This window comes from Mesorhizobium sp. M0030 (assembly GCF_040323695.1).
Taxonomy (GTDB): Bacteria; Pseudomonadota; Alphaproteobacteria; order Rhizobiales; family Rhizobiaceae; genus Mesorhizobium.
Genome location: NZ_JAMYVE010000005.1, coordinates 380937 through 404031, shown reverse-complemented (window position 1 = coordinate 404031; position 23095 = coordinate 380937). Strand labels below are relative to the sequence as shown.

Annotated in this window: 28 protein-coding genes; 12 read left to right on the top strand and 16 right to left on the bottom strand. The window is 63.3% G+C overall.

Features of this window, described 5'->3' with window-relative positions; translation table 11 throughout:
• Positions 1-128 precede the first annotated feature (128 nt).
• Positions 129-554 carry a GNAT family N-acetyltransferase gene (locus tag NKJ80_RS14060; protein WP_023687647.1) on the bottom strand — a complete coding sequence of 142 codons (426 nt, stop codon included), beginning with the start codon at positions 552-554 and terminating at the stop codon, positions 129-131.
• Positions 555-721: 167 nt separating this feature from the next.
• On the opposite strand from NKJ80_RS14060, the gene leuD reads away from it, so the two are divergent.
• The 5 genes from leuD (at position 722) to leuB (ending at position 4621) form a co-directional block, all read left to right on the top strand.
• A complete protein-coding gene (leuD, locus tag NKJ80_RS14055; protein ID WP_023694556.1) occupies positions 722-1327 on the top strand; it encodes a 3-isopropylmalate dehydratase small subunit in 606 nt (201 codons plus the stop codon).
• 64 nt (positions 1328-1391) lie between these two features.
• Positions 1392-2315, top strand: a complete 924-nt coding sequence (locus NKJ80_RS14050) for an Ivy family c-type lysozyme inhibitor (RefSeq protein WP_023694555.1) — start codon at positions 1392-1394, stop codon at positions 2313-2315.
• Positions 2316-2621: 306 nt separating this feature from the next.
• Positions 2622-3005 (top strand): RidA family protein, encoded by a 384-nt coding sequence (locus NKJ80_RS14045; protein WP_023683820.1) that lies wholly within the window; start codon positions 2622-2624, stop codon positions 3003-3005.
• Positions 3006-3018: 13 nt separating this feature from the next.
• On the top strand, positions 3019-3369 hold the full coding sequence (locus NKJ80_RS14040; protein ID WP_023740123.1) for a VOC family protein: 351 nt from the start codon (positions 3019-3021) through the stop codon (positions 3367-3369).
• A gap of 148 nt (positions 3370-3517) precedes the next feature.
• Positions 3518-4621 carry a 3-isopropylmalate dehydrogenase gene (gene leuB / locus NKJ80_RS14035; RefSeq protein WP_023706813.1) on the top strand — a complete coding sequence of 368 codons (1104 nt, stop codon included), beginning with the start codon at positions 3518-3520 and terminating at the stop codon, positions 4619-4621.
• A gap of 8 nt (positions 4622-4629) precedes the next feature.
• Here the strand turns inward: leuB and NKJ80_RS14030 are convergent, their stop codons facing one another.
• The 4 genes from NKJ80_RS14030 to NKJ80_RS14015 all read right to left on the bottom strand — a co-directional run bounded on the left by NKJ80_RS14030 (position 4630) and on the right by NKJ80_RS14015 (position 8584).
• A complete protein-coding gene (locus tag NKJ80_RS14030) occupies positions 4630-5028 on the bottom strand; it encodes a MarR family winged helix-turn-helix transcriptional regulator (protein ID WP_245259985.1) in 399 nt (132 codons plus the stop codon).
• Between the two features lie 49 nt (positions 5029-5077).
• Entirely contained in the window at positions 5078-5395 is a 318-nt protein-coding gene (locus tag NKJ80_RS14025) for an SRPBCC family protein (protein ID WP_352497741.1), read from the bottom strand.
• 302 nt (positions 5396-5697) lie between these two features.
• Positions 5698-6420: a DUF805 domain-containing protein gene (locus NKJ80_RS14020; protein ID WP_023687653.1), complete on the bottom strand. Its 723-nt coding sequence runs from the start codon at positions 6418-6420 to the stop codon at positions 5698-5700.
• Between the two features lie 325 nt (positions 6421-6745).
• The gene (locus NKJ80_RS14015; protein WP_352497740.1) at positions 6746-8584 is read right to left on the bottom strand and encodes a DEAD/DEAH box helicase; all 1839 of its coding nucleotides are present in this window, start codon (positions 8582-8584) and stop codon (positions 6746-6748) included.
• Between the two features lie 190 nt (positions 8585-8774).
• Between NKJ80_RS14015 and NKJ80_RS14010 the strand changes: the two genes are divergently transcribed.
• From NKJ80_RS14010 to NKJ80_RS14000, 3 genes are all read left to right on the top strand, one after another.
• Positions 8775-8900, top strand: a complete 126-nt coding sequence (locus tag NKJ80_RS14010) for a hypothetical protein (protein WP_023671697.1) — start codon at positions 8775-8777, stop codon at positions 8898-8900.
• 107 nt (positions 8901-9007) lie between these two features.
• A complete protein-coding gene (locus NKJ80_RS14005) occupies positions 9008-10042 on the top strand; it encodes an aspartate-semialdehyde dehydrogenase (RefSeq protein WP_023671698.1) in 1035 nt (344 codons plus the stop codon).
• A 180-nt stretch (positions 10043-10222) separates the two neighbouring features.
• Positions 10223-10762 (top strand): GNAT family N-acetyltransferase, encoded by a 540-nt coding sequence (locus tag NKJ80_RS14000; protein ID WP_023814782.1) that lies wholly within the window; start codon positions 10223-10225, stop codon positions 10760-10762.
• Here the strand turns inward: NKJ80_RS14000 and NKJ80_RS13995 are convergent.
• Positions 10678-11079 carry an ACT domain-containing protein gene (locus NKJ80_RS13995; protein WP_023814781.1) on the bottom strand — a complete coding sequence of 134 codons (402 nt, stop codon included), beginning with the start codon at positions 11077-11079 and terminating at the stop codon, positions 10678-10680. The two genes, NKJ80_RS14000 and NKJ80_RS13995, sit on opposite strands and share 85 nt — an antisense overlap.
• 356 nt (positions 11080-11435) lie before the next feature.
• Here NKJ80_RS13995 and NKJ80_RS13990 point away from each other — a divergent pair, with 356 nt between their 5' ends.
• The 3 genes from NKJ80_RS13990 to NKJ80_RS13980 all read left to right on the top strand — a co-directional run bounded on the left by NKJ80_RS13990 (position 11436) and on the right by NKJ80_RS13980 (position 12804).
• Positions 11436-11846 carry a DoxX family protein gene (locus NKJ80_RS13990; protein ID WP_023687655.1) on the top strand — a complete coding sequence of 137 codons (411 nt, stop codon included), beginning with the start codon at positions 11436-11438 and terminating at the stop codon, positions 11844-11846.
• A gap of 14 nt (positions 11847-11860) precedes the next feature.
• Entirely contained in the window at positions 11861-12388 is a 528-nt protein-coding gene (locus NKJ80_RS13985) for an SRPBCC family protein (RefSeq protein WP_023805919.1), read from the top strand.
• A 152-nt stretch (positions 12389-12540) separates the two neighbouring features.
• Complete coding sequence (locus NKJ80_RS13980) at positions 12541-12804, top strand: YMGG-like glycine zipper-containing protein (RefSeq protein WP_023834710.1); 264 nt, start codon at positions 12541-12543, stop codon at positions 12802-12804.
• Positions 12805-12890: 86 nt separating this feature from the next.
• On the opposite strand, the gene NKJ80_RS13975 is transcribed toward NKJ80_RS13980, so the two are convergent.
• From NKJ80_RS13975 to NKJ80_RS13945, 7 genes are all read right to left on the bottom strand, one after another.
• Positions 12891-13736, bottom strand: a complete 846-nt coding sequence (locus NKJ80_RS13975) for an acyl-CoA thioester hydrolase/BAAT C-terminal domain-containing protein (RefSeq protein ID WP_352497739.1) — start codon at positions 13734-13736, stop codon at positions 12891-12893.
• Positions 13737-13823: 87 nt separating this feature from the next.
• Positions 13824-14225, bottom strand: coding sequence for a 30S ribosomal protein S16 (gene rpsP / locus NKJ80_RS13970; protein WP_023671705.1), 402 nt, complete (start codon positions 14223-14225; stop codon positions 13824-13826).
• A 105-nt stretch (positions 14226-14330) separates the two neighbouring features.
• Complete coding sequence (locus tag NKJ80_RS13965) at positions 14331-14657, bottom strand: chorismate mutase (protein WP_023671706.1); 327 nt, start codon at positions 14655-14657, stop codon at positions 14331-14333.
• A 7-nt stretch (positions 14658-14664) separates the two neighbouring features.
• Positions 14665-16251, bottom strand: coding sequence for a signal recognition particle protein (ffh, locus tag NKJ80_RS13960; RefSeq protein ID WP_023831885.1), 1587 nt, complete (start codon positions 16249-16251; stop codon positions 14665-14667).
• A 382-nt stretch (positions 16252-16633) separates the two neighbouring features.
• Positions 16634-17584, bottom strand: coding sequence for a CPBP family intramembrane glutamic endopeptidase (locus NKJ80_RS13955; RefSeq protein ID WP_023702592.1), 951 nt, complete (start codon positions 17582-17584; stop codon positions 16634-16636).
• Between the two features lie 147 nt (positions 17585-17731).
• Positions 17732-18331 (bottom strand): DUF1236 domain-containing protein, encoded by a 600-nt coding sequence (locus NKJ80_RS13950; RefSeq protein WP_023671709.1) that lies wholly within the window; start codon positions 18329-18331, stop codon positions 17732-17734.
• A gap of 62 nt (positions 18332-18393) precedes the next feature.
• A complete protein-coding gene (locus tag NKJ80_RS13945; RefSeq protein WP_352497738.1) occupies positions 18394-19491 on the bottom strand; it encodes a zinc-binding metallopeptidase family protein in 1098 nt (365 codons plus the stop codon).
• A gap of 293 nt (positions 19492-19784) precedes the next feature.
• Between NKJ80_RS13945 and NKJ80_RS13940 the strand changes: the two genes are divergently transcribed.
• Positions 19785-20582 carry a lytic murein transglycosylase gene (locus tag NKJ80_RS13940; protein ID WP_023671711.1) on the top strand — a complete coding sequence of 266 codons (798 nt, stop codon included), beginning with the start codon at positions 19785-19787 and terminating at the stop codon, positions 20580-20582.
• A 100-nt stretch (positions 20583-20682) separates the two neighbouring features.
• Here the strand turns inward: NKJ80_RS13940 and NKJ80_RS13935 are convergent, their stop codons facing one another.
• From NKJ80_RS13935 to NKJ80_RS13925, 3 genes are all read right to left on the bottom strand, one after another.
• Positions 20683-20991, bottom strand: a complete 309-nt coding sequence (locus NKJ80_RS13935; protein WP_352497737.1) for a hypothetical protein — start codon at positions 20989-20991, stop codon at positions 20683-20685.
• Between the two features lie 185 nt (positions 20992-21176).
• The gene (locus NKJ80_RS13930) at positions 21177-21599 is read right to left on the bottom strand and encodes a hypothetical protein (RefSeq protein WP_023710248.1); all 423 of its coding nucleotides are present in this window, start codon (positions 21597-21599) and stop codon (positions 21177-21179) included.
• 139 nt (positions 21600-21738) lie between these two features.
• Positions 21739-22971 carry an argininosuccinate synthase gene (locus tag NKJ80_RS13925; protein ID WP_023698861.1) on the bottom strand — a complete coding sequence of 411 codons (1233 nt, stop codon included), beginning with the start codon at positions 22969-22971 and terminating at the stop codon, positions 21739-21741.
• Positions 22972-23095: the final 124 nt, after the last annotated feature.

The following is a 23095-nucleotide window of genomic DNA, read 5'->3' as shown; positions in this document are numbered from 1 at the left end:
GGATGAAGCGCGGGTCAAGGGCGACAAAGGAGGCGTTGCTCCGCGGTGTCCTGAACACCGTTCCGCATTGCCGAGAACCTTGCCCGCCTTGACTGCCCAACCCGATCGGCAATTGCGCTCGACGCTCGTCAGCCCTCGCGGGAGAACCAGAACGCGTCGGCCATTCGCGTCATGCCGATACGCTCATAGAAGCCGACGGCGTCGGGCATCGAGATCAGGCTGATGGCGACCGAAGGCCCAAGCTGCCGGCGGGCCGCGTCCATCAGGCCCTTGCCGATGCCGAGGCCTTGCGCAGATTGGGATACGGCGAGCTCTGAGACATAGCACACCCAGGAAAAGTCGGTGATGGCCCTGATAACGCCTATCAGCGGCCTGCCTTCGATGTCGAGCCGCGCCGTCAGCACCAGGTTCGCGGCCGAAAGCATCGCCTGCAGCCGGGCGTCGTCATCGACGGGGCGTGTTTCGCCGAGCGTGGATTCGACCAGCACGCGGCGGAATTCGGCGACGTCGAGCTCAGGCTCCCGGGCATAGATAATCTTCGATTGTGCGGTCATGGGCGTAAGGTGCACCAGCGGCAGCTGGTTTTAAAGACAGTGCCGCGCCGATCTTTCGATCGGGGCCGCGCACCAACAGTTGCCTTTTATTTGCCGGCGGCTTTGTGTAAACCGGGCGCCAGCAAACCCTGACGCAACGAATTATCGATCAAGAACGGGCAAAAGCCATGGAAAAATTCACCAAGCTCACCGGCGTCGCCGCACCGATGCCGATCGTCAATGTCGACACCGACATGATCATCCCCAAGGATTATCTCAAGACGATCAAGCGCACCGGGCTCGGCAGCGGCCTGTTCGCCGAAATGCGCTACAAGGACGATGGCTCGGAAAACCCCGACTTCGTGCTCAACAAGCCAGCCTACCGCAAGGCGCAGATCCTGGTCGCCGGCGACAATTTCGGCTGCGGTTCGAGCCGCGAACACGCGCCGTGGGCGCTGCTCGATTTCGGCATTCGCTGCGTCATCTCGACGTCGTTCGCCGACATTTTCTACAACAACTGCTTCAAGAACGGCATCCTGCCGATCACCGTCAGCCCCGAAGACCTGGAGAAGCTGATGGACGACGCCTCGCGCGGCTCCAATGCGACGGTGTCGGTCGACCTCGAGGCCAAGGAAATCCGCGGCCCCGACGGCGGCGTGGTCACCTTCGACCTCGACGACTTCAAGCGCCACTGCCTGCTGAACGGTCTCGACGATATCGGCCTGACCATGGAGAAGGCCGGCGCCATCGCCTCGTTCGAGAAGAAGAACGCTGCCGAGCGTCCTTGGGCCTGAGTGGTACGAGATGGCCCGGCCGCCACAAAGCCGGGTTCGTGGCGGCTGAACGGAGGGGACAGTCATGACACGTTTTCTTCTTGCCGGCGCCTGCGCGCTGGCGTGGATGCTGATGCCGGTGGCCGGCGCGCAAGCACAGACCGACACGGTCCTCGTGCCGGCAGAAGATCCGTCCGCCGCCGATCCGGGCGCGTCGAGCAATGCGGCCCTGGCGGACGATGACAGCCAGGGGCCGGTCCCGTTCGAGGGCGGGCAGCTGACCATCACCCAGCCGGAGCAGGATGGCGAAAAGGTGCTGGCCTATGACGGCAAGCAGCTGGCCAGCAATTACGACGTGTTCTTCGACAGAACAGTCAAGGTCGGCGGCGTCGACGTGGCGCTGGTCGATGTCGGCGACGGCGGCAACCAGTGCGGCCCGGCCAAGGTCATCGTCTGGAAGCCGGAAGGCGGCGAGATACAAAGCCTCAAGGTCGAACAGGACGAATGCGGCGCGCCGCCGGCGGCGGTGGCCGACAACGCCATCTTTTTCGTGCCGTATCTGTTGCCGGGCGATACGAAGCAAGCGCTGCAATGGTCGCCCAGCGACGGGCTGACGATCTCGGGCGACCTGACCTACGCGCCGGAGCCGGGTACGGACTGGAAGGACGTCGATCCGGCCAAATACCAGAACATCATCGACGCCTTCCACAATGAGGCCGTCTACAAGGCGGCGCAGACGCTACTCGGCGACACCATGCCCGACATGGCGACCAGCCTGCTGGTCGGCGGCGGCACCGAAAAGACGGCGTCGGGCGCCTTCTACGCCACCGGCTGCGTGCCGCACGCATGCGGCAGCAATGACGGTTTCATGGCGGTCGACCCGGCCAAGCACACGCTCTACTTCGCCCGGCGCGGCGACAATGGCGAGCCGCAGGCGTGGCCTGACGTGAAGACCTGGCCTGCGGATGTGAAGGAAGCAATGGACAAGGCGCAGGAGTCGGGGAACTAGAGTTCGCGGCAGCGCGGCGAACAATCGGTGTTCATGCTTGTTCCGTCGCGATCCGTCACACCCCCCTCTGCCCTGCCGGGCATCTCCCGCTCAAGGGGGGAGATCAGACGTCACTCTGGCTTTCGCCAATCGCAAATGTGGAAAGCGAGAAAGGCGTCCGAACTGCTAATCTCCCCCCTTGAGGGGGAGATGGCCGGCAGGCCAGAGGGGGGTGCTGTCCCGCCGACGACCAAGATTTGCACCTGACTTGGCCCATGGCCTGGCCGGTCCTTTCCTGCAAAGTGTCCGAAACCACAGCGAGGCTCCATGCGCACACTCATCTCCACCGGTTCGCCCTTCGAAAAAACCGCCGGCTATTCGCGCGCGGTGGTGCAGGGCGACTGGTGCTTCGTGTCGGGAACGACCGGCTACGACTATGCGACGATGACCATGCCGGAAACGGTGGAGGCGCAGACGCGCAATTGCCTGGCGACCATCGCGGAGGCGCTGAGGGATGGCGGCTTCGACATGGCCGATGTGGTGCGGGCGCATTACTACATCACAGACCGGGCCATCGTGGACGTCGTCTTCCCCATCCTCGGCGAGGCTTTCGGCGAGATCAGGCCGGCGGCGACGATGATCGTGTGCCAGCTCAACAAGCCGGAAATGAAGATCGAGATCGAAGTCACGGCGCTGCGGCGCACGGCTTGAGGAGGCCAAAGCCATGACGGTCCGGCGCATCGTAGCCAATATCGGGACGCAGGACGCGGCGGCGGCGAAACGCTTCTATCAGGACGTGCTTGGCCTCGATGTGCTGATGGATCAGGGCTGGATCGTCACCTACGGGTCCGACGAACGGATGCAGGTGCAGATCAGCTTCATGGCCCAGGGCGGCTCCGGCACGCCGGTGCCGGACCTCTCCATCGAGGTCGACGATGTCGATGCGGCGCTGCAAGGCATGAGGGCCGCCGGCTTTGCCGTCGAATACGGTCCGGCCGACGAGCCGTGGGGCGTACGGCGGTTTTATGTGCGCGATCCGTTCGGCCGGTTGGTGAATATTTTGTCGCACAAGTGATTTGTTCCTCTCCCCCGCCTCTGGCCACGGCGAGGAACCCAGGTCTTGAGAGGCGGGCGCCGTCGTAGCGTTCTTCATCCCCTTGCGCCGCAAGCTCTTGGCGTTTAGCAAGGCCGCGGTTTCTCCAAACAGCATCGGACGGTTCTCCATGGCTTCGAAAAATCTTCTCCTGCTCGCCGGCGACGGCATCGGCCCCGAGGCGATGGCCGAGGTGAAGAAGCTGATCGCGGCCATGAACGCAAAGCTCGGCAGCGGTTTTGCCACTGATGAAGGCTTGGTCGGCGGCTGTGCCTACGACGCGCATGGCGCGGCGATTTCGGATGGCGACATGGCAAAGGCGATGGCTGCGGACGCCGTGCTGTTCGGCGCCGTCGGCGGGCCGAAATGGGACAAGGTGCCTTACGAGGTGCGTCCCGAGGCCGGGTTGCTACGGCTGCGCAAGGATATGGAGCTGTTCGCCAATCTCCGGCCCGCCATCTGCTATCCGGCGCTGGCCGCGTCGTCCTCGCTGAAGCAGGAAGTCGTCGAGGGCCTCGACATATTGATCGTGCGCGAGCTTACCGGCGGAGTCTATTTCGGCGAGCCGAAGCAGATCATCGATCTCGGCAACGGCCAGAAGCGCGGCATCGACACGCAGGTCTACGACACGTTCGAGATCGAGCGCATTTCCGGCGTCGCTTTTGAGCTGGCGCGCACGCGCAAGAACCACGTGACATCGATGGAAAAGCGCAACGTGATGAAATCCGGGGTGCTGTGGAACGAGGTCGTCACCCAGACCCACGCAGCCAGATATGCTGACGTCAAGCTCGACCACATGCTGGCCGATGCCGGCGGCATGCAGCTGGTGCGCTGGCCAAAGCAGTTCGACGTCATCGTCACCGACAATCTGTTCGGCGACATGCTGTCCGACATCGCCGCCATGCTGACCGGATCGATCGGCATGCTGCCGTCGGCCTCGCTCGGCGCGCCCGATGTGAAGACCAGGAAGCGCAAGGCGCTGTACGAGCCGGTGCATGGCTCGGCGCCCGACATTGCGGGACAGGGCATCGCCAACCCGATCGCCATGATCGCGTCGTTTGCCATGTGCCTGCGCTACTCCTTCGGCATGGTCGATGAGGCCGACAAGCTCGAAGGCGCCATAGCCGCCGTGCTCGACGACGGGCTGCGGACGAAGGATATTATGTCCGAGGGCATGACCGAAGTCGGCACTGTCGCAATGGGCGATGCCATCATCGCCAAGTTCCTGGCTTAGCGGCCGACTCAGCGGATCTCGCCGGCCAGCCGTTTCAGCAGGCCGACGAGTTGCGCCTCATCCACGGCTGAGAAAAAAGCAGCGTCGGCGGCTTCGACGGCGACGATAGCGCGCTGGACTGCGGCCGTCCCCGTCGTGGAGACGCGGATCACCTTGGCGCGGGAATCCCGCGGGTTGGTGTCCCGCACAATCAGTCCCTTTGCCTCGAGCCGGGCGACGACGTCCGATGTCATCTTCACCTCGGTGCCGGCCTGGGCGGCGAGCTGCACCTGGTTGGGCGGCTCGCCATAGCGGCCGAGCCACATCGCCGAAGCCAGCAGCACGAACTGGACATGGGTAAGGTCAAGCGGGGCCAGCGCCGCCGTCATGACGCGCTGCCAGCGCATGGTGGTTCGCCAGAGCAGCAAGCCGGGGCTCTCGGATGGTCCGCTGAAGCGCGTGTTCAGATCCCCCCGATCAGCCACCGTTCGCCAACACCCTTGCCTGCTCGAACAGTTTGGCCATCGAAGTGTCGAAATCGCCGCTGATCTGCGGCCCGAGCTCTGGTCCGACCTCGGCGGCCGATGGGCCGGAAATCTCGAGGCGATGAGTCACTTGAGTGCCACCCTCGACCGGCGTCAGCGTATGCCTGAACAGCAGTTTCGTGTCGCCGAACGAGGTCTCGTCGGCATACGTCACAGTGTCGACAAGATCGACGATCGTCGATTCGAAGGTGTCCTGCCCGACGGGCGTTACAGAGACGCGGGTGCCCTTGGCGAACGGGCCGTGCAGCACGAACGTATCGGACCCTTCGTAGGTGAGGCGGCCTTCGTGCAGCGCCTTGAGCGCGTTCCAGATGGCGTGCGCCGAAAGGGGGGAAATTGCGGTGTACTCGTTGGTTCACATTTGTCTTGGCTCCATCATCCGTTTTCGATCGTCGATTTGATGAGTGCACAGATTATCTGTGCGCAGACTAAACGGCAAGAGAAATATCTTGTTCGTCCGGTCAAAACAGCAGCTGCCTTCCTGGCTGCGACCTAAGCCATTGTTAAATCGCGGCTGTCCGCAAACAGCCGGCAGTTCATTTCTGGTGCGGTCTAGGCTCCGCCTCCTCCAGGCACCGGCCCCCACTGGTTTTCGTGGGCCTGGGTCGGGATCAATCCGAGTATCAGCGCGAGGATCAGCGTAGCCGGAGCGAACATGAAGGTGATTGCGAAGTAAGGTATTGCCAGCCAGCCGGTCAGGCCGATGTCGTGCAAGCGGCGCACGACGAGCCCGACCCAGGGCAGGAACGTCGCTAGCCAAAACAGCCCCCAGACGCCGATCATCACAATCGGCCAGTTGCCGGCATCGAAATTGCCGACGGCCTGGTCGGCGAGGCCGCCGGCAATTCCGACCAGGATGAAGCTGACGGTCCAGAACAGGCAGTAGCCCCAGAATTCCTTGCGGCGGGCGCGTTCGGCGAAGTTGATGTAGTTGCGCGTCACGCCTCGCCAGAAATAACCCGGCAGTCCGCTATCGCGAACCGCGCCGTCTTCCGCCAGGCGGCCGAAATGCTGTGGCGCGGCTGAAGCGGCAGCCGCCTTGGGCGGCGCGGCGCTTGCCGCTGGCGCAGCGGTGGCGGGACTGGCGGGCTGGGCGCGGATTGAAAAAACGTCGCGCGCCTGACCGCTTGCCGGCAGAAACTCGACCACTGCGCCGTTCGCGATCACGGTATCACGGCGCAGATCCTCGCGCGCGAAGGTGTAGCGGTTGCCGTCCGCCCCGGTGATGAAGCCGAAACCCTGGGCCTCGTCATAGTGAAGAACTTCGCCGCGCATTTAGCCTCGCCCCCGTGTAGGCACAGACTGTTCAAAGTTGCGGCGGACTGCAAGGGGTTGGACGAAATGGAGGGTAAACGGTTCAGGCATGAGTTGCTTCATTTTCCCGTCCGTTGGCGCTGCCCCTCACCTGCCTGCCGGCATCCTCTCCCCGTATAATGGCGGGGAGAGGGGTCGCTGTTATTGACGATTCCGCCAATCGCCAACGTTGCAAGAAGAGCGCCAAGGCTGCGGTCAGCCGTTTCTCCCCGTCACTATACGGGGAGAAACGCCAGGCAGGGCAATGAGGGGCAGCGCCTGCATCTGTAATTGGCCGATAAGAGCCTCAAACCGGCCGCTTCTTCGGTTTCTTGTTCTTCGGCGGTCCAGCCTTGTCGAATTTCGGTTTCCCGGCCCAAGGCTTTGCATCGCCGGCGGGCCGTTCCCGCTTCTCGAATTTCGGCTTGTGTGCGCTTTGCGGCGCCTCGAACGGTCGCTTGCCGCGATGCGGTTTCTTGTCCGGCTTCGGCGCCTGGTAGCCGGCCCGCGACAGGTCGGGCGTGCCGTCCAGGCGCTTCACCACGATGTTGCCCTGCAGCTTCTTGTCGGGGCCGATGGCGGCGAGGAAGCGATCGGCCCAGTCGGCCGCGATCTGCACGTAGGTCTCATCCTGCTGCATCTTGATGGAGCCGATCTCGCGCTTGGAGATGTTGCCGGTGCGGCACAGCATCGGGATCAGCCAGCGCGGCTCGGCATTTTGCTTGCGCCCGATCGACAGCGAGAACCAGACACTGTCGCCGAAGTCGTCGCGCCGGCTTGGCGCTTCATCGCGCTCGAATTTTTCGCCCGCCGGTTTGTCACGCGAAGGCGTGAACGGTGCGACATCCGTAAGCTCCTCGGGCGCCGAGCGGCTGGCGCGGCATTGGCGCACGAAGGCGGCGGCCACCTGTTCGGCGCCATGCTTGGCCAGAAGCGCGTCGATGAAGCCGCGCTCGTCCTCGGCAATCGGCTCTTCGAAGGCTGGATCGGCAAGGATGCGCTCGTCGTCGCGCTTGATGACGTCGTCGGCGGAGGGCGGGCTCGCCCATGTCGCCTTCAGCCCTGCATTCTGCAGCAGCCGTTCGGTGCGCTTGCGGGCGCCGTTGGGCACGATCAGCGCGCTGACGCCCTTGCGTCCGGCTCGGCCGGTTCGGCCGCTGCGGTGCAGCAGCGTTTCGGGATTGGTCGGCAGATCGGCGTGGATGACCAGTTCGAGATTGGGCAGGTCGATGCCGCGCGCTGCGACGTCCGTGGCAATGCAGACCTTGGCGCGGCCGTCGCGCATCGCCTGCAGCGCGTGGGTGCGTTCGTTCTGGCTGAGCTCGCCCGACAGTGCGACGACGGAAAAATTGCGGTTGTTGAAGCGTGCCGTCAGATGGTTGACGGCGGCGCGGGTGTTGCAGAACACCAGCGCGTTCTTCGCCTCGTAAAACCGCAGCACGTTGATGATGGCGTTCTCGCGGTCGGGATAGGCGACATTCAGCGCCCGGTATTCGATATCGAGATGCTGCTTTTCCTCGCCGCCGGCCGAGATGCGTACGGCGTCGCGCTGATAGCCTTGCGCCAGCGTGGCGATCGAGCGCGGCACGGTGGCCGAAAACATCAGCGTGCGGCGCTGAGCCGGTGCGGCATCGAGGATGAATTCGAGGTCCTCGCGAAAGCCCAGGTCGAGCATCTCGTCGGCCTCGTCCAGCACCACGGCTTTCAGCGCCGACATGTCGAGGGAGTTGCGGGTGATGTGGTCGCGCAGGCGGCCGGGCGTGCCGACGACGATGTGGGCGCCGCGCTCCAGCACGCGCCGTTCGGAGCGCATGTCCATGCCGCCGACGCAGGACGCGACGGTGGCGCCGGTCGGCGCGTAGAGCCATTGCAATTCGCGCATCACCTGCAGAGCGAGCTCGCGCGTCGGCGCCACGGCCAGCGCCAGCGGTGCGCCAGCCTGGTCAAAACGTTCGGCGCTTCCAAGAAGGGTCGGCGCCAAAGCGAGGCCGAAGGCGACGGTCTTGCCTGAGCCGGTCTGCGCCGACACCAGAGCGTCGGACTCGCCGAGCTCCAGCACGGCCTTCTGCACTGGCGTCAGCTCGGTATAGCCGCGTTTTTCCAGCGCTTCTGCCAGCGCAGGAACAATAGCTTCGAAATTGGACATCTCACTCTTTCGGAATTCAGGGTCTGGGCTCATCATGGAGCACATGCCGGGGCTGACGCACGCCAGCCAAACACTATTTGGGCGTTCGTACTTCTTGCGGCCGCTATTGTACAGGGCAGGCGTGTGCCTGGCCGCAATTGACTCCTGACGCAAACCGCGTAAAAGCCGGCATCGAACGGGATCATTTTCGATGCGCGGCCTTCTGATGGCTCTTCTTGCCTTCGACTTCCCCGGCCACAATCATGGGGCCGGGCGCGTCGGCGCGTCTTACCGTTCCAGCAAAACCATGGCCAAAAAAACCACCACCACGGTGTGATTCCCTTGGCCTAACCACCCTCTCCCGGGTCCGGCCCGGGGGACGGAACCCGCATTGGCCGGCGGGTTTTCTCCAAAAACCAAGCGGAGAGGGACAGGAGATTTCTGATGAGTTTCAAGGTTGCGGTAGTCGGCGCCACGGGCAATGTGGGTCGCGAAATGCTCAACATACTGGAAGAGCGCGGCTTTCCGGTAAGCGAAGTCGTGGCGCTGGCCTCGCGGCGCAGCCAGGGCACCGAAGTGTCGTTCGGCGACCGTTCGCTGAAGGTCAAGACGCTCGACCAGTATGATTTTTCCGACACCGACATCTGCATCATGTCGGCCGGCGGCAACGTCTCGAAGGAGTGGTCGCCGAAGATCGGCAAGCAGGGCTGCGTCGTCATCGATAACTCGTCGGCCTTCCGCTATGATCAGGACGTGCCGCTGATCGTGCCGGAAGTGAACCCGGATGCGATCTCGCTGTTCACCCGCAAGAACATCATCGCCAATCCGAACTGCTCGACGGCGCAGCTGGTCGTGGCGCTGAAGCCGCTGCACGATGTCGCCACCATCAAGCGCGTCGTCGTCGCCACCTATCAATCGGTATCCGGCGCCGGCAAGGAAGGCATGGACGAACTCTTTACACAGACCCGCGCGGTGTTCGTCGCCGATGGCGTCGAGGTCAAGAAGTTCACCAAGCGCATCGCCTTCAACGTCATTCCGCATATCGACGTCTTCCTCGACGACGGCTCGACCAAGGAAGAGTGGAAGATGGTCGCCGAGACCAAGAAGATGCTCGACCCCAAGATCAAGCTGACGGCGACCTGTGTGCGCGTGCCGGTGTTCATCGGCCATTCCGAAGCCGTCAACATCGAGTTCGAAAAGCCGATCACCGCCGACGAGGCGCGCGATATCCTGCGCGAAGCGCCGGGCTGCCAGGTCTTGGACAAGCGCGAGGATGGCGGCTACATCACGCCGCTGGAATCGGCCGGCGAGGACGCCACCTTCATCTCGCGCATCCGCGAGGATTCGACCATCGACAACGGCCTGTCGATGTGGATCGTCTCCGACAATCTGCGCAAGGGCGCGGCGCTCAACGCGGTGCAGATCGCCGAGCTTCTGGTCGAGCGCGGCCTGATCCAGCCGAAGAAGAAGGCGGCATAGTTTATTCGCTCACGGGCCGTATCGCCGCTGCCGCGGCGGGCCCTCCGCGGGGGCGCCGGAAAGCCGGCGGCCCGCAGTCGCGGGCTCGGCCTTCGGCCGAAGCCTTCCTTCTCCCCGTTCACGGGGAGAAGGTCCCGGCAGGGGGATGAGGGCAGCGCTGACCTCTGTTGAGAAACGCCTTTGAACGATCCCACCAAAATCGTGCTGCGACCCGCCACGGCTTTGGATGCCGCGACCATCGCCATTGTCATGCGGGCCGCACTTGGCTCGTTCTCCTGGATGCCGGTCATCCACACGCCGGATGAGGATCTTGCCTTCATCCGCGAGATCGTGCTGTCCCGGCAGCAGGTGACGGTCGCCGAGGCCGGCACCGGCATTGTCGGCTTCATTGCCCTGAGCGGCGATTGGGTGGAACAGCTCTATCTCGACCCCGCCTGGATTGGGCAAGGCATCGGCAGCCGGCTGCTGGTGCAAGCGACCGCCGCGCTACGGATCGTTAAACTGCATTGCTTCCAGGGCAACACCGGCGCGCGTCGCTTCTACGAGCGCCATGGCTTTCGCCCCGAGGCGTTCGGCGCGGGCACCACCAACGAAGAAGGCCTGCCGGATATTCTCTACGTGCGTCGGCTTGATATTCAGCCGGCGTTATCCTTGGCCAGTTGGCGCAATAACTCCATCGCTTCCTCGGCCCGCTCAGCGGGCACGAACAGATGGTCATGATAGAAAGCAGAGACCGGATTGACGCCCATGCCGGCGGCGGCCAGCCGGGCGGTGATGGCGGCGAGGAAGCCGACGGCTTCCAGCGAGGAGTGGACGTTCAGGGTGATCATGCGGCAGCGGAAGGCGGACTGCAGCCCGGCGGCCTGGTCTTCGGGCAAGATCAGCGTCGTGCCCTCCTTCTCGCGAAACAGCATCACCGGATTGAGCGTCTCGGGAACCGGTGCACCGGGGACCAGGGTGGCGAAGACATGGATGCCGGGAAGCAGTTCCGGCGTCATCGCCGCCAGCAGCTTTTTCAGATCAGTCTCGCCGGCCATTCGCTCGTCTCTCGCCCAGCCCTAACAATAGCCGTGACTGGTGGATGTCGATAGTCCGTCAAGGTCGAGGGACAGCACCCCCCTCTGCCCTGCCGGGCATCTCCCCCGCAAGGAGGGAGATCGGCGGTTTCGATGCTCCGCTCATTCATGGAACATTGCCGAAGCGGTCGAGCGTGTAATCTCCCCCCTTGCGGGGGAGATGGCCGGCGGGCCAGAGGGGGGTGTGAAGGATCGCCACGCAGCGGCTTTTGCTTGCTGCTACCCAAAAAGAATCCGCACCCTGTAGGATCGCCGCCCCATCGCTCGTCCTTGGTCCGAAGCCAGCAAACGGCTCGAACCGCTTAGGAGGGAACACCGTGAGTATTTCTCAAACCATGCCCGTCTCGTCGGGCGCCCTGTGGACCGGCCGCGTGCTCAGCGGCCTCATCATCCTGTTCATGATCTTCGACGGCGTCATCAAGCTGCCGCCGCTCGATGTCGTCACCCAGACCATGGTGCCGCTCGGCTGGCCGGCCGATGTCAATGTCGCGCGCACGCTCGGCATTATCGGGCTGATCTCGACCGCGCTCTATGCGCTGCCCCGCACCTCGGTGCTCGGCGCCATCCTGCTCACCGGCTATCTCGGCGGCGCCATCGCCACAAACATGCGCGTCGGCAGCCCGTTGTTTTCGCACACGCTGTTTAGCGTCTATCTCGGCATCATCCTGTGGGGCGGTCTCTATCTGCGCGACCCAAGCGTGCGCGCCCTGATCCCGTTCAGCCGTTAAGCGAGGAGAAAAACATGCTCAGCACCATTCTCATCATCCTGGTCGTCATCATCGTCGCCGTGCTCATCTATGCGGCGACGAGGTCGAATGATTTCGTCACCGCCCGCACCGCCAGCATCAAGGCCGCGCCGGAAGCGATCTTTCCACTGATCAACAATTTCAAGCACTGGCCGGAGTGGTCACCCTACGAAAAGCTCGACCCCGAGATGAAGCGCACGCTGTCGGGCGCTGATGCCGGCAAGGGCGCCGCCTACGCCTGGGAAGGCAATGCCAAGGCCGGCAAGGGACGCATGGAGATCGTCAATTCCGTGCCATCCTCGCTGGTGTCGCTGAAGCTCGACTTCGAGAAGCCGTTCCGGGCCAACAACAGCGTCGACTTCACCCTGAAGCCCTCGGGCGACACCACCGCAGTCACCTGGGCAATGCGCGGCAGCCGGCCCTTCATTGCCAAGCTTTTGGGCCTCTTCATGAATTTCGATACGCTGATCGGCAAGGATTTCGAGGCTGGCCTCGCCAATCTGAAGAAGGCCACTGAAAGGTAAAACGTCCTGCATTTCAACAAGCTCGGCGGCGGTCGTTACGAATGTGACAGGCACGCGCACCGGGATCTCTCACGTCTTCGGGATCAAATCAGCTGTCTGGGAGTTAGAGCCGTGGCGGCGAGGACGGCGATCCGCGTGAGAGAGGAACGACAATGAAAAAAGCGATGATCATTCTGGTACTGGCGACCGCACTGGGTGCGTGCTCGCAAACCGAAAAGGGTGCCGCGGTCGGCGGCCTCGGCGGCGCGGCGGTTGGCGCAGCTGTGGCAAATGATCCGGTTCAGGGCGCCGTCGTCGGCGGCGCCGTCGGCGCCGTGGCCGGCGCGCTGATCGGCCGTGCCAGCGAAAGCGGTCAATGTCGCTACCGCGGCCGCAACGGGCGCACCTACATCGCCAGATGCCCCGACGGTTATTGAACACAGCCAGGTCCAACATCGGAAACCGGCGGCTATGATCGCCGGTTTCGCTGTTGCCCAAGGCAGCTGGACCATGGCTGCCTGCGCTACAGCAATCCCCGGATATGCTCCCAAGCCAGGCGGCCCAGGCGCGTGTCGGCGTCGTCATTGCCGCCATGGGCATGCAGCCTCGAGCGCGGCGTGATTTCGCCCGGCAGCAGAATGCGGTGGCCGGCGTCGGGCACTGAGACGAGGCAGGTGGTCGTTGCTGTGTCCTGGCGACGCCGAACGATCGACTGGGCAAAATCCAGCGATGGCCATAGCGCGTCGTCGCCGCCCGCAACCAGAACAATGTCGGCTGAAATAGCTTCGGCGGGAATGGCAGCCTTGGCCGCTGCGTCCTTGAAGGTTTGCAAGGCACGTAGGAAGAGCCCCCGGTAGGACACCAGACCATCGACATACTCAGCGTTCCAAGCGGGACTGCTTGGGACAAACGGCAAAGGAATCCCCTCGAGCGTCCACGACGATCGTTCCGGCCAGCTGACGCCGTCGCGGCCCGGCCCGATATTGCCCCAGACCACCGATGTCGGGCTGATCGCAACCACGAGGCCGATGCGTGGATCGTGAGCCGCCGCAAGCAGGGAGGCCTCGGCGCCTTTCGAGGTCCCGACATAGACGATGCGCCGGCATCCCATCTGGACAAGATAGTCGGTCGCCGCGAAAAACGTTTCGAGCGGGATCTCGCAAATGCCGGGCACCTGACCTTCGCCGCCAAACCATTGCAGCGCGAGAGCGGATGCTCGTTCCTTGGCAAAGAGCCGGGCGCGGGTGACGTCGATGCGGCCGCTCGATCCGCTGAGCACGACGACGCCTGTCGTGGCGCCGGCGCATCGCAACAGCGTTCCGGCTACGCCGCCGAAAAGGGTCTCTTCCGTGACGGTCCGCTCAGTCATCTTTCGTTCGAACGCATATGACATCGCCGCACATTAGCAAAACGGCGGGCACAGGCCCGCCGTTTTGTCGATGCGATGACGCGATGCTTATTCTGCGGTGGCGGCTTCCGCTTCGGCCGGGGCTGCAGCAGCGGCGGCAACGGCGGCGGCAGCGTCTTCCTGGGCCTTCTTCAGCAGAGAGGCGCGTTCCTGCGCCTTCTTGCCGGGCTCGGCCTTCTTCGGGTTGGAGCGGGCTTCGCGCTTGAGGAGGCCGGCCTCATCGAGGAAGCGCAGCACGCGGTCGGTCGGCTGGGCGCCGTGCGACAGCCAATGCTTGACGCGGTCGGCGTCGACCTTGACGCGCTCGCCGTCCTTGGGCAGCAGCGGGTTCCACGAGCCGATCGACTCGATGAACCGGCCGTCGCGCGGCGAACGGGCGTCGGCGATGACGACGTGGTAGTAAGGGCGCTTCTTCGAGCCCGCACGGGCCAGTCTGATCTTCAAGGGCATTTCATTTCTCCTAAAATTTCTGATCTCAGTGTTGGGTTAATGGCTTTGTCTGGTGCAGGTCGTTGTCCCAAAACCGCTGCGCACTTTTGGGCGACATGCACTTTGTTAGCCGGTTTTGCTTGCGCCGTTGGACGCGGCGATCTGCTCGTGATGGCGGATCACTTCGCGGACGACGAAGTTGAGGAATTTTTCCGCGAAATCGGGGTCGAGATGGGCGTCCTTCGCCAACTGGCGAAGGCGGGTGATCTGCTCCTGCTCGCGCGCCGGGTCAGCGGGCGGCAGGCCATGCTCGGCCTTGAGCACGCCGACCGCCTTGGTGCAGCGGAAGCGCTCGGCCAGCATATGAATGAGGGCGGCGTCGATGTTGTCGATCGAGGCGCGATAGCCGGCCAGGATGGTGCGTGCGTCGGCCATGTCTTTTTCTTCGTTCATAGCGTCCTCACTTCTTCTTTCCGAGGCCGGGCAGACCACCGCCGCCAAGGCCGGGAAGCTTCATGCCGCCGGGCAGACCGGGCAGGCCACCGCCGCTCGGGGCGGGCCGGCCCTTCATGCCGCCAAGACCGGGCATCTGCTTCTGCAAGGCTTCGAGCTGCTTGGGATCCATCTTGGAGAGGTCGGGCATGCCGCCACCCATCATGCCGCCGGGGCCACCCGGCATCATGCCGCCGAGGCCCATCTTGGAGGCAAGGCCGCCCATCATGCCGCGCATCAGGCCGCCGCCTTTGCCCTTGCCGCCCATCGCCTTCATCATGTCGGCCATGCCGCGATGCATTTTCAAGAGCTTGTTGATCTCGGCCGCATCCGTGCCTGAGCCGGCGGCGATGCGCTTCTTGCGCGAATGTTTCAGCATGTCCGGATTGGCGCGCTCGGCCTTGGTCATCGACGAGATGATGGCGAGTTGGCGGCCGAACATCTTGTCGTCGAGGCCGGCGGCCGCCATCTGGTCCTTCATTTTGCCCATGCCGGGCATCATGCCCATGATGCCGCCCATGCCGCCCATTTTCGACATCTGCTGAAGCTGGCCGGCAAGGTCGTTCAGGTCGAACTTGCCCGACTGCATCTTTTTGGCCATCGCCGCCGCCTGCTCGGCGTCGATGTTTTCGGCGGCCTTTTCGACCAGCGAGACGATGTCGCCCATGCCGAGGATGCGGTCTGCAATACGCTTGGGGTGGAATTCCTCCAGCCCGTCCATCTTTTCGCCGGTGCCGATCAGCTTGATCGGCTTGCCGGTGACGGCTCGCATCGAAAGCGCGGCACCGCCACGGCCATCGCCGTCCATGCGGGTCAGCACCAGGCCGGTGATGCCGACGCGCTCGTCGAAGCTTTTGGCAAGGTTGACGGCGTCCTGGCCGGTCAGCGAATCCGCGACCAGCAGGATTTCGTGCGGGCTCGACATCTTCTTGATGTCGGCCATCTCCACCATCAGCGGCTCATCGATATGGGTGCGGCCGGCGGTGTCGAGGATGACGACGTCATGACCGCCGAGCTTGGCTGCCTGGACGGCGCGCCTGGCGATGTCGACCGGGTTCTGGCCCGCAATGACAGGCAGGGTCGCGACTTTGACCTGCTCGCCGAGCTGGCGCAGCTGCTCTTGCGCCGCGGGCCGCCGCGTGTCGAGCGAGGCCATCAGAACCTTCTTGTTCTGGCGCTCGGTCAGGCGCTTGGCGATCTTGGCGGAGGTCGTCGTCTTGCCGGAGCCCTGCAGGCCGACCATCATGATGACGACCGGCGCCGGCGCATTGAGGTCGATGGCGACGCCCTCGGCGCCGAGCATGTCGACCAACTCGTCATGGACGATCTTGACGACCATCTGTCCGGGCTTGATCGACTTGACGACGGCGGCGCCGACGGCCTTCTCGCGCACCTTGTCGGTGAAGGAACGCACCACTTCCAGCGCAACGTCGGCTTCGAGCAGCGCACGGCGCACCTCGCGCAACGCCGCCGAGACATCAGCCTCCGACAGCGCGCCGCGGCCTGTCAGGCCGTTCAGGATGGAGCCAAGGCGCTCCTGAAGTGATTCAAACATTGGTCAACCCGCCGCGCGAGAGCGCCTTGGATTCATGGTGATCCCTGTCGGGCCGATGGCCCTCCACGCCTCTTGTGCGCTCCTGCAGCGATTCAAACATTCCGTTTCCTTTTCTCAGGCACCCCGATGGTGCCCGAGAGGTAGTGCGTTCGCGCCGCTCATCCAAGCAAAGCTCAAAACCAAAAAGCACCCGGGGGCGCTCAGCGCTGCCGGGTGTTGGCCTCCAGGATCTGTTTACAGCACCCACCTCAAAAGGTTTTGGCGTCCTGGTCGGCTTGCTCGGAGGGATACTCGTCGCGGATTTCGGGGCTGTAGACAGGAAATCGGCCGAAGAGTCAAGACAAGGGCGGCTTCCCGGTCTCTGGATCGGTCCCTGTTTAGTTCACCCTGCATCCCGAGGGTCGGCCGTAACCTTCAGCGGCGAGCGCGGGTGCAGAAGCAGCAGGATCGTCAGCAAGGTGCAGACGATACCGATGGCGGCGATGATGACGGCATCCGTCGTCGTCCAGTCCGGACCTTCCAGCGGCTTGGCGTTGAACAGGGCGAAGGAATTGTAGTTCTCCTGATGCGAGATCAGCAGGAAGCCGGTGAGATTGTTGCCGAGATGGGCGCCGAAGGCGGCGCCGAGATTGCCGGTGACATAAACCACCAGCGTCAACAGCAAGGCGAAGGCGGCGATCGAGGCCAGCACGCAGGCGTTGATGGCGGGGGTCGAGCCCGGGCTCCAATGCAAGGAGGTGAACAGCAAAGCGGGCAATAGCGCCCACACGTAAGGGCTCTCGAAGCGCCTGGCCAGGCCGCGCAGCAGATAGCCGCGAAACAGCATCTCCTCGGACGAGGTCTGCAGCAGGGTCAGCGCCACGATCGGGAGCAGGAACAGCAGCCAGGTCGACAGGTTGATCGTGCCGCGGGCGATTTCGGGCTGTAGCCAGTAGAGCAGGATTTCGGAAAGCGCCGATGTGATCAGCACCGCGACCAGGCCCTTGAGGAAGCCCGACAAGGACACGCGGCGGCTGGCGCCGAAAAGCGCCGAGAGCGGCTCGCCATGGACGAAACGCATGGCAAGCCAGAGGCCGAGCCAGATGCCGGTAAACGAAGTGAGTGCGGTGAGTATGCCGATGGGCGAGGCCAGAAAGCCCTGAAGCGGCCCGCGCGGATCGTCCGGCAATACATGCCAGACGATCGCGACATAGGTGCCGCCAAGCACCACAACCAGGGTGATCGCCACCCAGAACAGGACGACGACTGCCGTTCCAATTATCAGCCGCGGCAGGTTCGTCTTTTCGGTGGCCGTGTTGCTATAGCGCTCGAAGGCGGCTGGATCTGATATCACGCGAATTCCTCTGCCGAACGCATCGGGTCGCATGATCTAGGGGATCGTCGGCTCTCGCGCAATTGCTGCTGTTCAGCGACCCTTTTGCCGCCCTCAGCCTCGGCAGGAGGGCGGCACGAGTTCACTTGTCATTCTTTCCAGGCAAAATCAGCGCACGACGTACATGATGCGCCGTGTCTGCGGGTCGACCAGCGCCTGCTGGCCATTCACATAGACGTAGCGGTAGCGGTAGTCGGGGATTTCGCGCAGTTCGACCGTGTCGGGCAAGGTGGCACCGGTCACCACCTCGCCCTCGAGATAGACAGGATCGAGCCGGTGCGTGCTGACATAGGTGCCGACTTCCGCCGGTGGCCTGTCGATGGCGTCGACGGGGCCGTCGTCGGACAGAATCGCACCGGTATAGGTATCGGGATAATCATCCTGCGGCGGTGTAACCACGGTGATGGCGGCGTTGGCGGGGCGGCGTGTCAGAACGACCCGGTTGCCGCCGAAATCGGCCGTGACATAGTCGGAATAGACCCAGCCCTGGCCTCCGGCTTCGGCAATGGTGCACCATTTGCTGTTTTCGATGCAGCCATTGAGCGTCGCCGACTGGCCGGCGGCGAGCACGCCGATCACAGGATATTGCGGGCCGGGGCCGGCGCGCACATTAAGATCGGTGACGGCCGAGACGGCGGTATCGGCGAGTGCCGCACCCGACATCGCGACAAGCGCCCCGGCGACGGCCGGAAACAATATGCGTCTCATGGTTTCTCTCCCTTTCATGGTCCCTCGCGACACCAAACGAAACCAGAACGCATGCGTTCCGGCTAAAATACCGACGCCAGCTCACGATTTGTTCCGGTTTCTTTCGGCAAACCGGTCAAAAGCTCATGCACGAAGCTGAGTTTCTGCGCCGTCACGTCCGAAATGACGAAGGGATAAAGGTCGGGCAGGCCCATGCAGCGGTTGATCGAGTTGGAGGCTTCCGAGAGTACCAGCCAGCGGGCGAGAATCTTTTCGAACGGCTCGGGCACGGCGTTGGGTTCCGCGGGCGCCGCCTGCAACCGGCCGCCGGTGTCGCCTTGCGGCAGCACATTGGTCTCCATCGTCTCAAGCTGGCCGAGTGGAAAATTCAGCGCGTGCACCATCTCCAGCGTGTCGGTGATGTGGAGGTGGTGCGCCCAGGTCTCGGCCCAGTCTTCCCATGGATGCGACGTCGCATAGGCGGAGATGTGGTTCTGCTGCCAGTCGGGCGCAGCGCCATTGGCGTAATAGGCCTTCAGCGCCTGCTCGTAGTCGGGGCGTTCGTCGCCGAACAGCGCCCGGAAGGCATCGAGCCGTTGCGGCTCGTCGCGGATCAGCCGGTCCCAGTAGTAATGGCCAAGCTCATGACGGAAATGACCGAGCAGCGTGCGGTAATTTTCGCCCATCTCGACGCGACGCCGCTCGCGCTCGGCCGAGTCCGCCTCGGCGACGTTGAGCGTGATCAGGCCGTTGTCGTGGCCGGTAAGGATGCGTTCGCCGCCGGGACCGCCGCCGATCGGATCGGCAATGAAGTCGAAGGCGAGGCCGATTTCGTCGCCGTGCTTGTGCTTGGGCACGACCGGAAGGCCGAAGGCGAGCAGCGAATAGACGGCGCGCTTCTTGGCCGCCTCGACGCGAATCCAGCGGCGGCGGTTGCCGTCGACGGAGAGGTCGGGGATCAGCTGGTTCAGCACGCAGGCGCGGCAGTAGGTATGACCCGGTTCGGCCATCCAGTTGCAGGCGCATTCATCCGCATTGGTGCAGTGGAAGATGCCGTCGACGTCAGACAAGGCAAAGCGCGCATGCTCGGGATCGTAAAGCACGAGACTCCCGCAATTCAGGCACTGCGCATTCTCGAAGTAGAGGCGATGGCCGCAATGCGGGCAGTCGAACAGTTTCATGTCGATCTCGATGCGTCAGGCGTTGGCGTATGGCGTCAGAGGAGGAATATGGTGCGGAGCGGCGCCTCGCCCAAACGCCCGCCACGGGCCGCCGTTCCATGCCCCCGTCACCTCTTTTTACCCGAGCAGCGAATTCGCCTGCCCGGCACCGGGCGTTTCGGCCACAATAAGCACTTGATCGTAAGCAAATTCCGCTGCATTGGCCAGGGTAGCGCCGGGGGTACGGTGACAATGGCGCGTTTCGCTGGCAAGTTCGCAACCGGGACGTGATTCAGGCAATCAGGAGAAAAAGCATGGCATTGCTTGCCAAGGGAAAGATTATTGCTGCCGCGGTGGTCGCGGTACTTGCGCTGGCGACGGGCGCGCAGGCGGCGGCCAGCTGCGGCAAGACCGGCGCGGGCTTCGAGGCGTGGAAGCAGGACTTTGCCGCGCAGGCCAGGTCCGAAGGTGTTGGTGGGAAGGGTCTGGCTGCTCTGGCCGGTGCCAGCTACGCGACAAAGACAATCTCCGTCGACCGCGCCATCCACAAGGCGTTCAGCGGTTCGGTGGACGCCTTCATGAAGCGCCGTGGCGGAGCTGCGATCATTTCCAGGGGCCGTGCGCTGAAGAAGTCGAATGCGGCGATGTTCGACAGGATCGAGAGCAATTACGGGGTGTCGCCGGGCGTGTTGCTGGCCATCTGGGGCATGGAAACCGGCTTCGGAGCCTCCCTGGGCAACCAGAACACGGTCTCCGCCATTCTGACGCTTGCCTATGATTGCCGTCGCCCGGGGTTCTTTTACCCGCACGCCATTGCGGCGCTGAAGCTGGTCGATCGCGGCGCGCTGAGCGCCTCGTCGGTCGGCGCTGCGCATGGCGAGATCGGCCATACGCAGTTCCTGCCCGGCAATGTCCTGAAGTATGGCGTCGGCAACGGAAATCTGCGCGACAAGGCGACGGCCTTGGCTTCGACGGCCAACTTCCTCAAGGCTCATGGCTGGCGGGCGGGTGCGAGCGCGAGTGCGAATATGGGGGCCATCGCCGGCTGGAATTCCGCCAGCGTCTACCAGCAGGCCATCGCCCAGATCGCCGACGCGATCGACGGCGGCTGACAGAAATATCCAGATCGAAGAACGGAAAGCCCGGCCATGCGCCGGGCTTTTCTGCAAGGACTGGAGCTTTTGGCGGTCAAACCGTTCAGCAGCCAAGCGGCTACCCGCCTTTTATGACCTTCCAGATGTCCGTGGACTGGTCGAACTGGAGGCGGTTTATGTCGGAGAAGGTCAGCCGGCCGGTCTTCATGGCATCGACAAGGCGGCGGCACAGCAGTGGCGGCATGCGCTCCAGGGAAACGTCCATAAAAGCGGCGATCTCGTGTTTGGCCGATATATTCGATATGGCCACCTTGCTGACGCAGCGATCGAATGCCGCCTCGGGATCCTGTTTCACTTGCTCCTGCCCAGTCTGGCAACCGGCCAGCATGACGACCATTGCAGGCAGGGCCACAAACCACGGCTTCATTGTCAGCTGCCCCCATCGATTGTGAGGAGGCTAGATAAGGGCCCGAAAAGATCAAGCAGGAAAAGCACTGAGTTCTTTGCCGCCGCTCTATTTCTTTGTTTTTACGCAGTTACGGACAAAGTCGGGCATGCTCTTTCTCGAATTGCTCGATCGTTGGCGCAAATGCCGGCTGAGCGCCTGGGCTCTCAATAATGTGCGTAGCCGCTCAACGGGCACTTCTGGGAAATAGGAACCTCGAAGGCGCCTTCAGTACCTTTGCAGCTCCGGAATTTGGAGTTGCGCAGCACCGGCGCGGCCCTGGCAGCCGCCTTTGACTTGCCCTTGATGACCAGCCATATCTCGGTCGGCAGGTCTAGCTGCACTCTGTTCAAATCGGAGTAGCTGATCCGCCCGCTGCGTACTCCTTCGGTGATGCGCTGGCAGAACAGGGCTGGCATGCGCTCCTGCGAGACGCCCATGAAAGAGGCGATTTCGTGCTTGAACGTGATGCTCCACAAATGGACTGCGGAGATGCACCCGTCCTGCTCGCGTTTCGCGGCCGCCTGCGAGGACTGGCATCCGGTAAAGACGATGGCCGCCGCAAGCATGAGAAAAATGGCGTTTTTCACGATCAGAATCCCTCGTCCCGCGAAGGAATTTAGATGAGGCTTTTAAAAGGTCAAACGAAAACCATGTCAGCCAGCTTGGCCTCTTATATTAGAGGTACCAAATAAAAACCCTGCGTGACCGCCGGGTTTTCCTGGAACACTAGTTTGGTTCACCCTTGCGGCTCCTTGCCGCCAGCGTCCTCAGCCGCAGCGCGTTGAGGCGGATGAAGCCGGCGGCGTCCTTCTGGTCGTAGGCGCCGCGGTCATCCTCGAAGGTGACCAGCGCGTCGGAATAGAGCGTCTTCTTTGACTTCCGGCCGGTGACCATGACATTGCCCTTGTAGAGTTTCAGGCGCACCGTGCCTTCGACGTCTTCCTGGCTCTTGTCGATCATCGCCTGGAGCATCAGCCGCTCGGGCGAGAACCAGAAGCCGTTGTAGATCAGCTCGGCGTAGCGCGGCATGAACTCGTCCTTGAGGTGGCCGGCGCCGCGGTCGAGCGTGATCGATTCGATGGCGCGGTGGGCGACGATCAGGATGGTGCCGCCGGGGGTCTCGTAGACGCCGCGCGATTTCATGCCGACGAAGCGGTTCTCGACCAGATCGAGCCGGCCGATGCCATTGTCGCGGCCAAGATCGTTAAGCGCCGTCAGCATGGCGGCCGGCGACAGCTTCTTGCCGTTCAGTGCAATCGGATCGCCCTTCAAAAATTCGATCTCGATCTCGGTGACCTTGTCCGGCGCCTCCATCGGCGAGACGGTGCGCTGATGGACGAATTCCGGCGGCTCGCTCCACGGGTCTTCCAGCACCTTGCCCTCGGAAGAGGAGTGCAGAAGGTTGGCGTCGACCGAGAACGGCGCCTCCCCCCGCTTGTCCTTGGCCACCGGGATCTGGTGCTGCTCGGCGAAGTTGATCAGGTCGGTGCGCGACTTGAACGACCAGTCGCGCCACGGCGCGATAACCTTGATGTCGGGATTCAGCGCATAGGCCGACAGCTCGAAACGCACCTGGTCGTTGCCCTTGCCGGTGGCGCCATGCGCAATAGCATCGGCGCCGACCTCCTGGGCGATCTCGACCAGGTGTTTGGAGATCAGCGGCCGGGCGATCGAGGTGCCGAGCAGGTAGGTGCCTTCATAGACGGCATTGGCGCGAAACATCGGGAAGACGAAGTCGGCGACGAATTCCTCGCGGACATCGACGACGCGGATATCCTTGATGCCCATCATCTCGGCCTTCTTGCGCGCCGGCTCCAACTCGCCACCCTGGCCGAGATCGGCGGTGAAGGTGACGACTTCGGCGCCGAGCTCGGTCTGCAGCCATTTCAGGATGATGGAGGTGTCGAGACCGCCGGAATAGGCGAGCACGACCTTCTTGACGTCTTTTGTCTTGGGCATTGCTGGGGACATTTTGGCGGTTCCGCGATGAGTTTCGGGGGCGAGGTATCACGGCATTTCCGGCCAGCGCAAGGGATGAACGGGCTCCGGCCGCCGCAGCCGCTGGACCAGATGCCACGCCAGT

Excerpts from the sequence above, each read along its gene's own strand:
- NKJ80_RS14060 (WP_023687647.1), bottom strand. The coding sequence starts at position 554 with ATGACCGCACAATCGAAGATTATCTATGCCCGGGAGCCTGAGCTCGAC.
- leuD (WP_023694556.1), top strand. The coding sequence starts at position 722 with ATGGAAAAATTCACCAAGCTCACCGGCGTCGCCGCACCGATGCCGATC.
- NKJ80_RS14050 (WP_023694555.1), top strand. The coding sequence starts at position 1,392 with ATGACACGTTTTCTTCTTGCCGGCGCCTGCGCGCTGGCGTGGATGCTG.
- NKJ80_RS14045 (WP_023683820.1), top strand. The coding sequence starts at position 2,622 with ATGCGCACACTCATCTCCACCGGTTCGCCCTTCGAAAAAACCGCCGGC.
- NKJ80_RS14040 (WP_023740123.1), top strand. The coding sequence starts at position 3,019 with ATGACGGTCCGGCGCATCGTAGCCAATATCGGGACGCAGGACGCGGCG.
- leuB (WP_023706813.1), top strand. The coding sequence starts at position 3,518 with ATGGCTTCGAAAAATCTTCTCCTGCTCGCCGGCGACGGCATCGGCCCC.
- NKJ80_RS14020 (WP_023687653.1), bottom strand. The coding sequence starts at position 6,420 with ATGCGCGGCGAAGTTCTTCACTATGACGAGGCCCAGGGTTTCGGCTTC.
- NKJ80_RS14015 (WP_352497740.1), bottom strand. The coding sequence starts at position 8,584 with ATGTCCAATTTCGAAGCTATTGTTCCTGCGCTGGCAGAAGCGCTGGAA.
- NKJ80_RS14010 (WP_023671697.1), top strand. The coding sequence starts at position 8,775 with ATGCGCGGCCTTCTGATGGCTCTTCTTGCCTTCGACTTCCCCGGCCAC.
- NKJ80_RS14005 (WP_023671698.1), top strand. The coding sequence starts at position 9,008 with ATGAGTTTCAAGGTTGCGGTAGTCGGCGCCACGGGCAATGTGGGTCGC.
- NKJ80_RS13995 (WP_023814781.1), bottom strand. The coding sequence starts at position 11,079 with ATGGCCGGCGAGACTGATCTGAAAAAGCTGCTGGCGGCGATGACGCCG.
- NKJ80_RS13985 (WP_023805919.1), top strand. The coding sequence starts at position 11,861 with ATGCTCAGCACCATTCTCATCATCCTGGTCGTCATCATCGTCGCCGTG.
- NKJ80_RS13980 (WP_023834710.1), top strand. The coding sequence starts at position 12,541 with ATGAAAAAAGCGATGATCATTCTGGTACTGGCGACCGCACTGGGTGCG.
- NKJ80_RS13975 (WP_352497739.1), bottom strand. The coding sequence starts at position 13,736 with ATGACTGAGCGGACCGTCACGGAAGAGACCCTTTTCGGCGGCGTAGCC.
- rpsP (WP_023671705.1), bottom strand. The coding sequence starts at position 14,225 with ATGCCCTTGAAGATCAGACTGGCCCGTGCGGGCTCGAAGAAGCGCCCT.
- NKJ80_RS13965 (WP_023671706.1), bottom strand. The coding sequence starts at position 14,657 with ATGAACGAAGAAAAAGACATGGCCGACGCACGCACCATCCTGGCCGGC.
- ffh (WP_023831885.1), bottom strand. The coding sequence starts at position 16,251 with ATGTTTGAATCACTTCAGGAGCGCCTTGGCTCCATCCTGAACGGCCTG.
- NKJ80_RS13950 (WP_023671709.1), bottom strand. The coding sequence starts at position 18,331 with ATGAGACGCATATTGTTTCCGGCCGTCGCCGGGGCGCTTGTCGCGATG.
- NKJ80_RS13945 (WP_352497738.1), bottom strand. The coding sequence starts at position 19,491 with ATGAAACTGTTCGACTGCCCGCATTGCGGCCATCGCCTCTACTTCGAG.
- NKJ80_RS13940 (WP_023671711.1), top strand. The coding sequence starts at position 19,785 with ATGGCATTGCTTGCCAAGGGAAAGATTATTGCTGCCGCGGTGGTCGCG.
- NKJ80_RS13935 (WP_352497737.1), bottom strand. The coding sequence starts at position 20,991 with ATGAAGCCGTGGTTTGTGGCCCTGCCTGCAATGGTCGTCATGCTGGCC.
- NKJ80_RS13925 (WP_023698861.1), bottom strand. The coding sequence starts at position 22,971 with ATGCCCAAGACAAAAGACGTCAAGAAGGTCGTGCTCGCCTATTCCGGC.